Source organism: Burkholderia sp. MSMB1459WGS, from assembly GCF_001534535.1.
In the GTDB taxonomy this organism is placed as follows: Bacteria; Pseudomonadota; Gammaproteobacteria; order Burkholderiales; family Burkholderiaceae; genus Burkholderia.
Genome location: NZ_LPMU01000052.1, coordinates 38375 through 51591 on the forward strand (window position 1 = coordinate 38375; position 13217 = coordinate 51591).

General features: G+C 67.6%; 14 protein-coding genes. 6 read left to right on the plus strand and 8 right to left on the minus strand.

The features are described from left to right. Positions 1-7: 7 nt before the first annotated feature. From WT97_RS19735 to fae, 3 genes are read right to left on the minus strand one after another with little or no spacing between them, the layout of a single operon-like run. A complete protein-coding gene (locus WT97_RS19735; RefSeq protein WP_060354194.1) occupies positions 8-1459 on the minus strand; it encodes an NAD-dependent succinate-semialdehyde dehydrogenase in 1452 nt (483 codons plus the stop codon). Positions 1460-1481: 22 nt separating this feature from the next. Then, positions 1482-2504 (minus strand): aldo/keto reductase, encoded by a 1023-nt coding sequence (locus WT97_RS19740; RefSeq protein WP_059828187.1) that lies wholly within the window; start codon positions 2502-2504, stop codon positions 1482-1484. A gap of 51 nt (positions 2505-2555) precedes the next feature. Next, positions 2556-3080, minus strand: coding sequence for a formaldehyde-activating enzyme (gene fae / locus WT97_RS19745; protein WP_059501795.1), 525 nt, complete (start codon positions 3078-3080; stop codon positions 2556-2558). Between the two features lie 326 nt (positions 3081-3406). Between fae and WT97_RS19750 the strand changes: the two genes are divergently transcribed. Together WT97_RS19750 and WT97_RS19755 are read left to right on the plus strand one after the other, a co-directional pair. Further along, positions 3407-4420 carry a LysR family transcriptional regulator gene (locus tag WT97_RS19750; RefSeq protein ID WP_257127283.1) on the plus strand — a complete coding sequence of 338 codons (1014 nt, stop codon included), beginning with the start codon at positions 3407-3409 and terminating at the stop codon, positions 4418-4420. Positions 4421-4798: 378 nt separating this feature from the next. Continuing rightward, a complete protein-coding gene (locus WT97_RS19755) occupies positions 4799-5365 on the plus strand; it encodes a hypothetical protein (RefSeq protein ID WP_034205598.1) in 567 nt (188 codons plus the stop codon). 27 nt (positions 5366-5392) lie between these two features. On the opposite strand, the gene WT97_RS19760 is transcribed toward WT97_RS19755, so the two are convergent. After that, complete coding sequence (locus WT97_RS19760; protein ID WP_034205597.1) at positions 5393-6268, minus strand: LysR family transcriptional regulator; 876 nt, start codon at positions 6266-6268, stop codon at positions 5393-5395. 161 nt (positions 6269-6429) lie between these two features. Between WT97_RS19760 and WT97_RS19765 the strand changes: the two genes are divergently transcribed. The 3 genes from WT97_RS19765 (at position 6430) to WT97_RS19775 (ending at position 8612) form a co-directional block, all read left to right on the plus strand. Further along, positions 6430-7749 carry a DUF3422 family protein gene (locus WT97_RS19765; RefSeq protein ID WP_059501797.1) on the plus strand — a complete coding sequence of 440 codons (1320 nt, stop codon included), beginning with the start codon at positions 6430-6432 and terminating at the stop codon, positions 7747-7749. Between the two features lie 32 nt (positions 7750-7781). Continuing rightward, positions 7782-7982 (plus strand): hypothetical protein, encoded by a 201-nt coding sequence (locus tag WT97_RS19770; protein ID WP_059501798.1) that lies wholly within the window; start codon positions 7782-7784, stop codon positions 7980-7982. 195 nt (positions 7983-8177) lie between these two features. Continuing rightward, the gene (locus tag WT97_RS19775; RefSeq protein WP_060354195.1) at positions 8178-8612 is read left to right on the plus strand and encodes a GNAT family N-acetyltransferase; all 435 of its coding nucleotides are present in this window, start codon (positions 8178-8180) and stop codon (positions 8610-8612) included. Here the strand turns inward: WT97_RS19775 and WT97_RS19780 are convergent. The 4 genes from WT97_RS19780 to WT97_RS19795 all read right to left on the minus strand — a co-directional run bounded on the left by WT97_RS19780 (position 8599) and on the right by WT97_RS19795 (position 12438). Next, positions 8599-9504 carry a helix-turn-helix transcriptional regulator gene (locus tag WT97_RS19780; protein WP_059794990.1) on the minus strand — a complete coding sequence of 302 codons (906 nt, stop codon included), beginning with the start codon at positions 9502-9504 and terminating at the stop codon, positions 8599-8601. The genes WT97_RS19775 and WT97_RS19780 overlap by 14 nt on opposite strands. A 551-nt stretch (positions 9505-10055) precedes the next feature. Beyond that, entirely contained in the window at positions 10056-11447 is a 1392-nt protein-coding gene (locus WT97_RS19785) for an MFS transporter (protein WP_060354196.1), read from the minus strand. A gap of 213 nt (positions 11448-11660) precedes the next feature. Beyond that, complete coding sequence (locus tag WT97_RS19790) at positions 11661-12029, minus strand: hypothetical protein (RefSeq protein WP_059505583.1); 369 nt, start codon at positions 12027-12029, stop codon at positions 11661-11663. A 22-nt stretch (positions 12030-12051) separates the two neighbouring features. Beyond that, on the minus strand, positions 12052-12438 hold the full coding sequence (locus WT97_RS19795; RefSeq protein WP_060354197.1) for a helix-turn-helix domain-containing protein: 387 nt from the start codon (positions 12436-12438) through the stop codon (positions 12052-12054). Between the two features lie 136 nt (positions 12439-12574). On the opposite strand from WT97_RS19795, the gene gstA reads away from it, so the two are divergent. Beyond that, complete coding sequence (gstA, locus tag WT97_RS19800; RefSeq protein WP_059794985.1) at positions 12575-13213, plus strand: glutathione transferase GstA; 639 nt, start codon at positions 12575-12577, stop codon at positions 13211-13213. Positions 13214-13217: the final 4 nt, after the last annotated feature.

The window sequence follows — 13217 nt, forward strand, 5'->3', positions numbered from 1 at the left end:
GCAGCGCTCAGCGGCCGAGGCCGGCCATCAGCGTGTACTTGAGCTCCACGTATTCGTCGAGGCCGTACTTCGAGCCTTCGCGACCGAGCCCCGATTGCTTGACGCCGCCGAACGGCGCGACTTCGGTCGAGATGATCCCGTCGTTGACGCCGACCATCCCGCTTTCCAGCGCGCCCGCCACACGCCATGCACGGCCGAGGTCGCGCGTGTAGAAATACGCGGACAGCCCGAACGGCGTGTCGTTGGCCGCGGCGACGGCTTCATCCTCGGTCGTGAAGCGGAAGCAGCCGGCGACGGGGCCGAAGGTTTCCTCTTCGGCGATCAGCATGTCGGGCGTCATGCCGGTCAGCACGGTGGGCTCGTAGAAAGTGCCGCCGAGCGCGTGGCGCTTGCCGCCGGTGAGCACGTTCGCGCCTTTCGCGGTGGCGTCGGCGACGTGCCGCTCGACCTTGCCGAGCGCCGCTTCGTTGATCAGCGGGCCCTGGTCGACTTCGCCCGCGAGCGCGTTGCCGACCCGCAGCTTGCGCACGGCGTCCGCGAGCTTGCGCGTGAACGCGTCGTACACGCCGTCCTGCACGAGGAAGCGGTTCACGCACACGCAGGTCTGGCCGGTGTTGCGGAACTTCGACGCGATCGCGCCGTCGACCGCCGCATCGAGATCGGCGTCGTCGAACACGATGAACGGCGCGTTGCCGCCGAGTTCGAGCGACAGCTTCTTTAGCGTGTCGGCCGACTGCTTCGCGAGCAGCTTGCCGACCCGCGTCGAGCCCGTGAACGACAGCTTGCGTACGAGGGGTGAACTCGTCAGCGTCTCGCCGATCGCGACCGCGTCGCCCGACACCACGTTGAACACGCCGGCCGGCACGCCCGCCCGCTCGGCGAGCACCGCGAGCGCGAACGCCGACAGCGGCGTTTCCTCGGACGGCTTGAGCACCATCGTGCAGCCGGCCGCGAGCGCCGGGCCGGCCTTGCGCGTGATCATCGCGAGCGGGAAATTCCACGGCGTGATCGCCGCGACGACGCCGACCGGCTCGCGCGTGACGACGATCTGCGCATTCGGCTTCGGGCTCGGGATCACGTCGCCGTACATGCGCTTCGCTTCTTCCGCGAACCATTCGAGAAAGCTGGCCGCGTAGGCCACTTCGCCGCGCGCTTCCGCGAGCGGCTTGCCCTGTTCGCGCGTCAGCAGCTCGGCGAGCGCATCGCGGTGTTCGAGCATCAGCTCGCCCCAGCGCTTCACGCGTGCGCCGCGCTCCTTCGCGGTCAGTGCGCGCCATGCGGGAAACGCGCGGGCGGCCGCGTCGATCGCGCGCTGCGTGTCGTCGGCGCCGCCTTTCGCGACCTTCGCGATCGTCTCGCCGGTCGCCGGGTTCAGCACCGGATAGGTCGCATCGCTCGCGCCATGCGATTCGTGCCATTCGCCGCCGATGTAATGGCCGGTCCTCAGAAATTCGTTCATCGTATGTCGTTCCTTCAGTGCTTCAGTCTGCCGCGAAGCTGCCCTGCGCCGGGCGCGGCTCGCGCGCGATGCGCTTGCCGGCCGTGTAGTCGTTGATCAGGTCGCACGGCGTGTAGTTGCGTTCCAGTTCGTGCAGTTCCTCTTCGGTGAGCCGTGTTTCGAGCGCACCGAGCGCGCTGTCGAACTGCGCGACGGAATCCGCGCCGACCAGCATGCTCGCGACGCCGGGACGGCTCAGCACCCACGCCTGCGCGATCTGCGCGGGCGGCACGCCGCGCCGCTTCGCGACCTTCGCGACCGACGCGGCGATCGCGAGCGACGACGTGTCGCCGTACATCTGCGCGGTGAAGAAGTCGGTCTGGTTGCGCGTCGATTGCGGCTCGCAGGTCAGCAGGCCGCGCGCAAGCGGGCTGAAAACCGAGACGCCGACACCCTGGTCGATGCAGTACGGCACCATCTCGCGCTCTTCCTCGCGATACGCGAGATTGAGCTGCAGCTGCATGTTGATCGGCTTGTCCCAGCCGTTTCGTTCGCAGGCCTGCATGATCTTCGCGAACTGCCACGTGTACATCGTCGACACGCCGATGTAGCGTGCCTTGCCCGCGCGCACGATGTCGTGCAGCGTGCTCATCGTTTCCTCGACGGGCGTGTTCACGTCGAAGAAATGCAGCATGAAGATGTCGACGTAATCCATCCCGAGACGCTTGAGCGACCCGTCGATGCCGTCGAGCACGTGCTTGCGCGAATGGCCGCCGGCATTCGGGTCGCTACCCATGTCGTAGCCGACCTTGGTCGTCACGACGAGCTCCTCGCGGCGCGCGTTGCGCTTCAGGATGCGGCCCACCACTTCCTCGCCGACGCCCGTCGAATAGAAATCCGCGAGATCGATGAAGTTGACGCCGGCATCGAGCGCGCGGCGCACGATCGGCTCGCTCTGCGCTTCGTCGAAGATCCACGGCTTCCACTCGGGCGTGCCCATGTTCATCGTGCCCAGACACAGGCGGGACACCTTCAGGCCGGACTGGCCGAGGCGGACGTATTCCATGCTTCCTCCTGATGCGGCCTGGCCGGCCGCGCGTTGTCGTTGTCGGTTCCGTCAGTTCTTTTTCGGCGTGTAGAACGGGTTCGACACGTCGCGTGCGGCGGCGAACACCGCGTCGCGATGCGGCAGTCCTTCCATCGCCGCGACGATCGCGTTGCGGCATGCGCGGTAGTTGTTCTCGAACACGGCATCGAGATCGTCGGTCTGCGGGTTCACCCAGTTCGCCGACACGACGACCCAGTCGTTCTCCGCTTCGGGCGGCAGCGTGCCGTTCTCGAGCGCTTCGGCCACGGCCTTCGCGATGCCGGCCTGCGACGCGCCCCACGTCGCATTGCCGTGGAAGTCGCCGGCGATCTGCGCCTTGTTCACGTACAGCGTGAGCGGCTTGGTCGGCACGCCCGGCTGCGCGATCACGACGAACGGCGCATGGCCGGCCGACGGCGTCGCGAGCGCGGTCGCGAACGCCTGGCCCGCCGGGCCGTTGCGCGGGCCGACCAGCACGTTGATGTGCGCGAGGTTGACGCCGGGGCCTTCGAAGCCTTCGCCGATGTAAAGCTGCCTGGATTGGGATGCGGTCATTGCAATGTCTCGTCCATGAGGTTGGGTGTGAGGCGATTGTGGTGGGCCGCGATGCGGCCGGTGAATCGATGTTTCCTGATCGAGGTATGAGTTTTCGTCGTCTCCGGGAAAGCCCCGAGCCCGGCACGCGGCCGCCCGCCGGGCGGCCCGCGGCGGCCGTCGCGACGAGCGGCGGCGCACCGGCGGCGAACGGGCGCCCGCGTACCGGCTCCGGGTTTGTCATACCCGGGCAGGGGTTGGAGGGCCGCGTGCATCCGGACAACAATCGGCGTACTCCGAGCCCTATCTTTCGTGTTCCCTTCCATTTTCGAAAGCGAGTAATTCCGATGGCTGCCATTGAGAAATCTGGCGCGCTGCGCCAGCCCCCCCGGGTGGAGCCTGCGCTCCTGGGCGCCTCGTCCGGAGTGGAGAGCCCGGGGCGGCCCGGCGTTTTCTCGAAGCCCGACTGGTCGAAACTGACGTCGCTCGACCCGGAGCTGATCCGCGCGTTCGTCGCGGTCGTCGAAAGCGGCGGCTTCACCTCGGCGGCCCGGCAACTGCATCGCACGCAGTCGACGATCAGCCTGCGCATCCGCACGCTGGAGGAGCGGCTCGACACGCACCTGTTCATGCGCAACAGCCGGCGGCTCGAGCTGTCGCGCGACGGCGAGAATTTCCTGATCCACGCGCGGCGGATCATCCAGGTGCAGAACGACGCGATCCGTGCGCTGAAGCAGGCGAGCAGCGATCGCGGCATCGTGCGCTTCGGGCTGCCGGAGGACTACGCGGAGCTGTGGCTGCCCGACCTGCTGAAGTCGTTCTATGCGCTGCGGCCGGGCGCACGCATGCACGTGCATTGCCGCACGTCGCTCGAACTGATCGAGCGGCTGCAGGCCGGCGAGCTCGACGTCGCGCTCGTCGTGCGGCACGGACCGAACGCCGGTGGGCGGCTGCTCGGCCGTCACGACGTCGTGTGGGCCGCGCATCGCGATTTCGCGCTCGAGCCGGATGCGTCAGTGCCGCTCGCGCTGTTTCCCGAGACGTGCTGCTACCGGCAACACGGGCTGCAGGCGCTCGCGACGGCCGAGCGGACGTATCACGTCGTCTATACGAGCCAGAGCCCGACCGGCATCAAGATCGCGGTGAACCACGGCGCGGCCGTGACGATGATCGATCGCTGCACGCTGCCCGAGAACTGGCGCGTGCTCGACGAGGCGGACGGGCTGCCGCCGCTGCCGGCGGCCGATCTCGAACTGCATCGCTCGCCCGGCATCTGCGATCCGCTGACCGACGATCTCGTCTCGCTGATCGAATCGATGGTCGACGAGCGGCGGCGCGCGTCGCTCGCGGCGTTCGCGTAACGCGGCGCCCGCGACGCGGGCGATGCCGCCGGCATGGTGCGCGGGGCGCCATCCCGGCGCGCATGCCGTTTTTTGCACGGCTACCCCGTTTTTTTGCACGGCGTTGATACGGTCTTTTCTAAGCTGGGGACGTGTCGAACAGCGGGGACGGCTTCCGTCGGTGCCGATGACCTTCGTTTATCCCTTTCCCCGCCCGATGTCGCCGATGGCCGTTCGCGCGCCGGTTGCGGGTCGCGGCTCGCGCTCGCCGAGCCGGGAACGGCGATTGCTCGGCTAATCCGCCGCCGATTTGCCGGCCGCCGTGCTGTCCCCCGGCCGGCGACGGCGGCCGTTTGTGCGCTGCGTCGAACGCGGCGCTACCCCGAACAGGGAGGGCCCATGTACCTTACGGAAGAAGTGCGTATTGCGCGCCCGGCTGCCCGTCGCGCGCATGCCGCGGCGTTGCCGTCGGGCAGGCAGCTTGCCCGGCAGTTGATGGTGACGGTTCGCGCGGCGGACGTGCTGCTGCGCCAAGCGATTCGCGTGCCCGATCGCCATCAATGGTCGGTCGACGCCGAGCGCGTCGATGCGGCCGGCGGGCCGCTCGCCGCGTGGGATTCCCACGTGACGTTCCGCATCGTCAAAGTATTCGCGCCGGCGCTCGATGCGCACGCGTGCGCGGCCGACCCCGATCAAGTGGCGGTCGAAATCCGATTGTTTCTTCCCGAACAGGCTTACGTCGCCGAGCGGCGCATCGGCATCTTCGGCCGGCGGCACGGCCAACGCTTCAGCGCGACGCTGTCGGTCACGGCCGGTTCGCAGTGGGGTGGCCGGCGCAGCGAGCGCGTTCCGCCGGCAGGGCGGCACGTGCACGGCGACACGCTGGAAGCGCTCGTCGATACGGTGGCCGGCATCGTCAATGCGGCGCTGGGCGTGGCCGCGCATGGCGCGAGTGCCCACGGGTGACGCCGCGGCGAGCGGGCGCCGCCAGGCTCAGGCGTCGCCGGCCTGTCCGGTCTGCCGTTGCAGGTCTTCCATCAATTGTTCCGCGAGGAAGTCGCACGGCGGCCGTTTCGACTTGGTGCTGCGCGCGAGGATCAGCTCGAGCGGCGGCAGGTCGGGCAACCCGTGCGAGCGGCCGAGCATCGACAGTTGCGCGGGAATCGCGCAGCGGGCGAGCGGCGCGACCGCGAGGCCGGCTTCGACCATGCTGAGCAGCCCGAGCAGGCTCGGGCTTTCATACGACGTGCGGTACGGCACTTTCGCGCGTTCGAGGCTGCGGATCGCGTTCTCGCGCGCGACGCTGCCCGGCATGAACACCGCGATCGGCAACGGCCGTTCCTCCCAGACGCGCGGCCCGTTCGTCATCGCCGCCCATGCCATCGGCTCGTGGCGGATGAAGTCGCCGGTGAGCCCCTTGATGCGCGTCCCGCATACGAGATCGACGGTGCCCTCCTTGATCAGCGGCGCAAGCGCGCTGCTCGGCAGCCCCATCACCTGGATCTCGACCTTCGGATAGGTCGCGGAGAATTTCTTCAGCACCGACGGCAGCAGCGACGAGGCATAGTCGTCCGGCACGCCGATCACGACCTTGCCGGTCACCTCCGGCCGCACCACGGCCGCCCATGCCTCGTCGCGCAGCGCCAGCATTCGTCTGGCGAATCCCAGCAGCACCTCGCCCTCGCGCGTCAGCACGATGCTGCGCGGCTTGCGCACGAACAGCGGCCGGCCGATTGCATCTTCCAGGCTCTTGATCTGCATGCTCACCGCCGACTGCGAGCGGTTTACGGCCTCGGCCGCGCGGGTCATGTTGCCGGTTTCCGCGACGGCGACGACGGTGGCCAGTACGTCGTGATCGAGCATCTTCATGGGTATCAGGAAAACTGAACGTAACGATCAGCATTATGCGTTTTTATTGTTGCTGCGTGTCTGCCATAGTGCCATCACGTTTGCGCATCGCCCGAGCATGGCGCGGCGCTCGGGCCGGACGATCCGGCGTGCGGGACTGAACAGGAAAGCGTGGTGAATCGATGATGGACCATCCGTTGCGCGCCGCACTGGCCGCGGAATTGCATGCCCGGCCGTTCCTGCGGCTCGCCGAAGCGGTGTCGCTCACGCATTACGCGATCTATGCGGACGGCCAGCCCGACATCCACGAAACGCTGCTGCACGCGCTGTGCCGCGACACGGGCATCGACGCGCCGCATGAAGGCGCGACGCACTACGCGGTGCGCTCGCCGTGCGGCTGGCACCTGAAGTGGGAGCGCCATACCGAATTCTCGACCTTCACGTTCGTCGCGCCGCGTCGCGACACCGGCTATTTCGACGATGTCGCGATCGCCGGCATCCCGGCCGCGTGGTTCGCGCGGCTGGCCGGCATCCGCTTCGTCGCGGTGCGGATGGAACTGCTGTCGGGCGACGCCGCGCGGCTCGCGTGCGGCGATCTGCGGCGCTGGATCGACGGGCCTGTGCTCGTCGGCAGCCGCGTGCTCGGCGGCGGCAAGGTGTTCTGCGACTGGCACGTGCGCGACGACGGCTTCATGCGCTTTCTCGTCGTCGACGAGGATTTCCGCGAGGAGCAGGGCGGCAGGCTGTTGCAGCGTCTGTACGAAATCGAGACGTACCGGATGATGGCGCTGCTTGCGCTGCCGGTCGCGCGCCGGATGAGCCGCGAGCTCGACGAGATTCACGCGGCGCTGCATGCGTTGATGCAGCGGATGGACGCGAGCGGCGCCGACGGCGACGACGCGGCGCTGCTGGTCAAGCTCACGCATCTCGCGGTGCGGGTCGAATCGTTGTCGGGATCGGGGGCGCGCTTCAGCGCGTCGCGCGCATACGAAAAGCTCGTGCTGGCGCGCATCCAGGAGTTGCGCGAGGAGCGTATCGAAGGGATGCCGACGATCGCCGAATTCATGGAACGGCGCTTCGCGCCGGCAATGGAAACGTGCCGCAGCGTATGGGCGCGCCACGAACAGATCGCCGCGCGGATCGCGCGTGCGGTCGACCTGCTACGCACCCGCGTGAATCTCGCGCAGGAAAAGGACGTCACGCGGCTGCTGGCCGGCATGGAGCGCACCGCGCGCAACCAGCTTCATTTGCAGCACGCGGTCGAAGGGCTGTCGGTGGCCGCCATTTCGTACTACGTGCTGTCGCTCGCGACGGCGGCGTTCAAGGCACTGCACGTGATGAACCTGCCGGTCGATCCGGAGCTGGCGGAAGGGCTGCTGATCGCGCCGGTCGTGTTCGCGGTGATCCACATCACGCGGCGCACGCGTGCGCAGCTTGCGCGGTCCGAGGCGGCGCATGGTGGGGAGCCCGTGCATGCGGTCGCGTTGAAGCGGGCCGGCTAGAACAGACGACATATCAAAGCAAAGGAGTGGAGATGACTTTCGTGCAAACGCAACACGCATGCTTCAGCGGTATCGATGCCTTCGACGAACCGGCCCAGGATGAAACCGGCGCACCGGAAGACGTGCGCGTGAGCTCGTATCAGGCCGTGCTGCAGGAGCCGACGACGTCGCTCGTCGGCGGGACGATCGATCGGCCGGAGGTCGCGGCGGTGGCGATCCTCGGGTACAACTGACGCGCGTTTCCTGCGCGTCGTATCGACGTAGCGCGGGCGTTGCGTTCGAGTGAAACGGTGTGGTCGTCCCGGCCTGACGACGGCGCTGGCGATGGCGTTCGCGGTGGCGTGAGCGCACGACGTCGCGCTATAGTCGTGCGATGCCCGCCGCGGGTGCCGCACGCCCGGCGATCCATTCACTCACGCGTTCGCCCGATGACACCCCATCCCGACGTCACCCTGCAATTGACCGATACCGGTCAACCGGCCGCCCGAGACTTCATCAGCCGCAAGCTCGGCGAATTCAACCATGCGATGACGGGGCGCGCCGATACATCCGCGCTCGACATCTACGTGATCGACTCCGCGACCGGCGAGGTATTGGGCGGCCTCACCGGCCGGACGTCGCTTGGCCTGTTCTTCATCGACCTGTTCTATCTGCCCGACTCGCTGCGCGGCGGCGGCTTCGGCAGCCGGCTGCTGCGCGAGGCGGAAGCGGAAGCGAAGCGGCGCGGTTGCGCGCGTGCGGTGCTGTACACGATCTCGTTCCAGGCGCCGGATTTCTACCGGAAGCACGGTTACGAGACGTTCGGCGAAGTGCCGTGCGAGCCGGAAGGCGCGGCGCGCGTGTTCATGGTCAAGGTGCTTTGAGCGGCAGCGGGCAGCCCGCCCGATCGCTATGCGACCCGGTACGCGCGCCGGCGACGGGGAGTACGGCGGTAGCCGAGCCCCACGCGGCGAGTTCGCGCTTCGTGCGCACGCCGAGCTTTGCGAATGCGCGCTTCACGTACGACTCGGCCGACGCGACGCGCACGCCGAGAATCCCGGCGGTTTCCGGCACGGTCTTGCCGGAGAGCAGGTGCTTGCAGGTTTCGTATTCGCGTTTCGACAGCTTCACGCCGTCGGCCGCGAGCCGCGCATCGAATTGCGCGAGCGGATGGACGTCGGGCGTCGCGTGCGCGATGCGCCGCGCGGCGGTGGTCGACGCATGCAGTTCGAGCAGCGGAAACAGCATGTCGCTGATGCTGCGGAAGCGGTTCATCTCGGCGAGCGTGAACGGCGGACGATCGCGGCCGCGCTCCAGTGCGATCGAATGCTGCGAATAACGCGTGCCGCGCGCGAGCACGCATTCATGCCCGATATGCACGTCGTCGAACAGCCGCTGGCGGAATTCGCCGGGCGGAATCGCCGCGATGTCGCGCACGACGAGCATCGTGCCCGTCTTGCCGCGCAGCCCCGCGAACAGCGGGTCGCTGTCGAGAAAGCGCTCGTAGTAGAGCGTCATCACGTCGGAGATGTCGGCGGACGCGGCGCCGATGCCGCTGCTGCCGATCCATTCGCAACGGTAGCCGGTGGGCATCGTGCCGTCGACGCGCGAACGTTCGACGTGCGCGACGTCGAGCGGCACGATGTCGTTCAGCAGTTGCGTGAGGCGCGGCACGAAATGCGGCGTGCCGACCGTCTCGATCAGCTCGCCCAATGTCTTGAACGATACGTTGAAGCGATCGTCGTCGCGGTGGGAGGCGTTCACGTTGAGCAGCATGCGGTTACCGAGGGCCTGTTCCGCCCATGATGCACGTTCCGCCGATACGAAAAAAGCCTGTGTGGGGCCGGGCATCGGAACGGCCGCCCGCAAGCCCGTCGTTGGCGGAAGCAGGGCCTTGAAGCGGCTGGATTCTAGCGCTTGCCGCGACGGACGTCATCAGGGGGAAATACCGGCAGGCGTCTGCCGATCCGTTCGCCCCGTAAGACGTCGCGGGTCATTCCGAAGCGGGCATGCGGGAGCAGTGTAAGCGAGGAACCGTGCCCCTGCCGTTTTCAATCGAGCGACATACGGTTCCGACGACTGCCCCGAGCACGGACGACCTGCCGCCGCGCGCATGCATGGGCCAAGTCAAGACGCGCGACTTCGGAGGAGCGCAAGCGGCCGGCGGGCAACGGGCGGATCGTCGGCATCGATACCGATACATGCGCGTCGCCGACTGTGCAGTCGGCTATCCTCACGACCATCGCACGCGATGGGTTTCGGCGGTTGCAGCGCCGCACGGAAGCAGCGATCGAGCAGGGCGGCGCACATGCGCCGCCCTCGTGCGTTCATGCGTCGATGCGCTCCACCTTGCCGACGAGCAGCCCGTACGACAGGCTGCCCGCGAGCGCCATCGCGGCGATGTAGGTGATCGCGCGCGAGAAGTCAGCGCCGTCGACCAGCAGCCCGATCACGATCGGCGTCGCGATCGCGGACAGGTTGCCGATCAGGTTGAATACGCCGCCCGTGAGGCCGAGCAGCCGCGCGGGCGCGAGCCCCGACACGAGCGACCACGTGATCGACGCGAAGCCGTTGCCGAAAAAGGCGATCGTCATGAACGCGATCACCCAGCCGGTGGAGCTCACGTAGTTCGCGCCGATGATGCAGGTCGAGATCAGCAGCCCCGAGATGATCGGCAGCTTGCGCGCGAAGCCTTGCGAGGCGCCACGCCGCATCAGCCAGTCCGACAGCACGCCCGAGCAGAGCACGCCGACGAACGCGGCGAGGAACGGCAGCGACGCGAGGAAGCCCGACTTGATGAAGTCCATCCCGCGATACTTGACGAGATAGGTCGGAAACCACGTGAGGAAGAACCACAGCGTCGAATTCAGCGCGAACTGGCCGACGTAGATGCCCCACAGCTTGCGCCGGCCGAGCACGACGCCGAGGTCGCGCCACGTCGACGGCGTGCGTTCGCTGCGCGCCGCGACGCGGTCCTCGAGATCGACGAGCCCGCCGCCGTCGCGGATCAGCGCGATTTCGGCCGCATTGACGCCGCGAAACGCGCGCGGCTCGCGATACACCGCGTACCAGATCGCGGCCCACGCGATGCCGGCGAGGCCGGTCGCGACGAACACCATGTGCCAGCCGAGACGCGCTTGCAGCCACGCGAGCACCGGTGTGAGGAACGCGAGGCCGACGAATTGCCCCGACGTGTAGCCGCCGATCGCGCTTGCGCGCTCGCGGGTCGGGAACCACGTCGTCACCACGCGGTTGTTGATCGGGTAGGCCGGCGCTTCCAGCGCGCCGACCGCAAGACGCAGCACGATCAGCCCGACGAACGAACCGGCGAAACCGAGCAGCAGCGTCGCGGCGGACCACAGCGCGAGCGCACCCGCATACAGTACGCGCGGCGACACCTTGTCGACGAGCCAGCCGCCCGGAATCTGCATCAGCGCATAGGTCCAGCCGAACGCGGAGAACACGAGGCCCGCGCGGACCGGATCGATGTTCAGCGCCTTGAACAGCTCGGGCGCCGCGATCGACAGGTTGCTGCGGTCGAGATAGTTGATCACGACGGTGACGAACAGCAGCGCGAGGATCAGCAGCCGCTTGCGGCTCGGCGGCGCGGTGGGAGCCGCGCCCACGGTTGCGCGGGCGGCGGATTCGGATGAGGCGCCGGTGTGCGCGGACGGCCGCGCGTTCGGGGTGGCATGGGTGCGTGACGCGGATTGGGCCACGGTCGTCTCCTGTGTTCTATGCGCCGGCCGGCGCTCGCGAACGAGGCGGCCGAATCGAATGGCGTTGGGGCGAACGTTAGAACCGTGGTGCGGCGTGCGTCAACATTTGGGCAGGCATCCCTATTAATGGGACGTTTGACGCTCAATATGTGGGAACGGACGCCGGCAGGCGTGTGTCGGCGTCGTCACGAACGAGAGCGGCCAGGCGACCGTTCAGCCGCGCGTGCCGTCGTCGCGATAGCCGTTCTTGCCGACGAAGATTTCCTTCAACGCGGCGCGCAGCGTAACCGGATCGTATTGGCCTGGCGCGAGATGAATCACGTAACGCGTGTGGCCGTCGAGACGTGCGGCGATGCCCGGCTCGATCTCGACGTCGATCGTGTCGTCCGTCAGCCGGACCGACAGATCCTTGACGCGCAGGTTCAACTGGTCGCGCACCATCACTTCGATCAGCGTGTCGTCCGGAAAGCGCGACAGCGCGAAGCAATAGTCCTGCTCCGCATCGTGGCAGTAGATGTTGGCGAAGCTTTCGTCGTCGTCGAGGTCGGACGTGGCCGCGCCGACGGTAGCGTGAAGTTCCATGAACGAAGTTCCTGCCGAAGGGTTAGGTATGAGTGCGAGCGTGCGTCGTCGTGTCGACCGCAGCCGCGCCGCCGGGCATCGCATCGGCGTGCGCGTCGCGCGCCTTCAGCCACAGCCCGAATTCGCGCATGACGTCGACCACCGGCCGCAGCCGGTCGCCGTCCGCGGTGAGATCGTACTCGACGCGCACCGGCACTTCCGGATAGACGGTCCGCCGCACGAGCCCCGCGTCTTCCAGCGCGCGCAGGTCGAGCGTCAGCATGCGCTGCGAGATGCCCGGCATGTTGCGCCGCAGGTCGCTGAAGCGGCGCGGCCCGTCGAGCAGATACGACACCAGCAGCAGCCGCCAGCGGCCGCCGAGCAGGCGCATCGCTTCTTCAACGGAACATCCTGTCGCACTCGTTTTCATCGTGCCGAATCCTGGTCGGTAAATTTTTTGTGACTACGGCACAAACGACTGCCGTCTTCCCGGCGCTGCGCCGATGCGAGATATTAGCGCCCGCGTCGCGGCGAATCGATACATGGACCACTCACCAAGGAACCGCATGAAGCTCTATCACGCTCCCGGCAGCTGTTCGCAGGCGATCTGCATCGTGCTGCGCGAAGGCGGATTCGACGCCGAGATCGTCAAGGTCGACGCGCGCAAGCATGTCGTCGAAGACGGCCGCAACTACTACGACGTGACCGAACTCGGCTACGTGCCGCTGCTCGAACTCGACGACGGCACGATGCTGCGCGAAGGGCCGGTGATCGCCCAGTATCTCGCCGACCAGCGCCCGGAAGCCGCGCTTGCGCCCGCTTACGGCACGCTCGCGCGCTACCGGCTGATGGAATGGCTCAACTTTCTCGCCACCGAGATCCACAAGGGCTTCATCCCGCTGCTGTATGCGGTGCAGGCGGGGAAGTACGTGGAGCCCGTGCGGCAGAAGCTCGACGGCCGCTTCGCATGGATCGACCGCCAGCTCGACGGCAGGACGTTCGTTACCGGCGACACGTTCACGGTCGCCGATGCGTACCTGTTCGCGCTGACCGGTTGGGGCAAGGCGGACTGGATGCGCTCGGTGTACCACGCGGATATCGACCTGAGCCGGCATGCGCATCTGCGCGCATGGTACGAGCGGGTGCGCGAGCGGCCGGCCGTGCAGCAGGCGTTGCAGGCCGATGCACGGCCGAACGCGGCCTGACGCG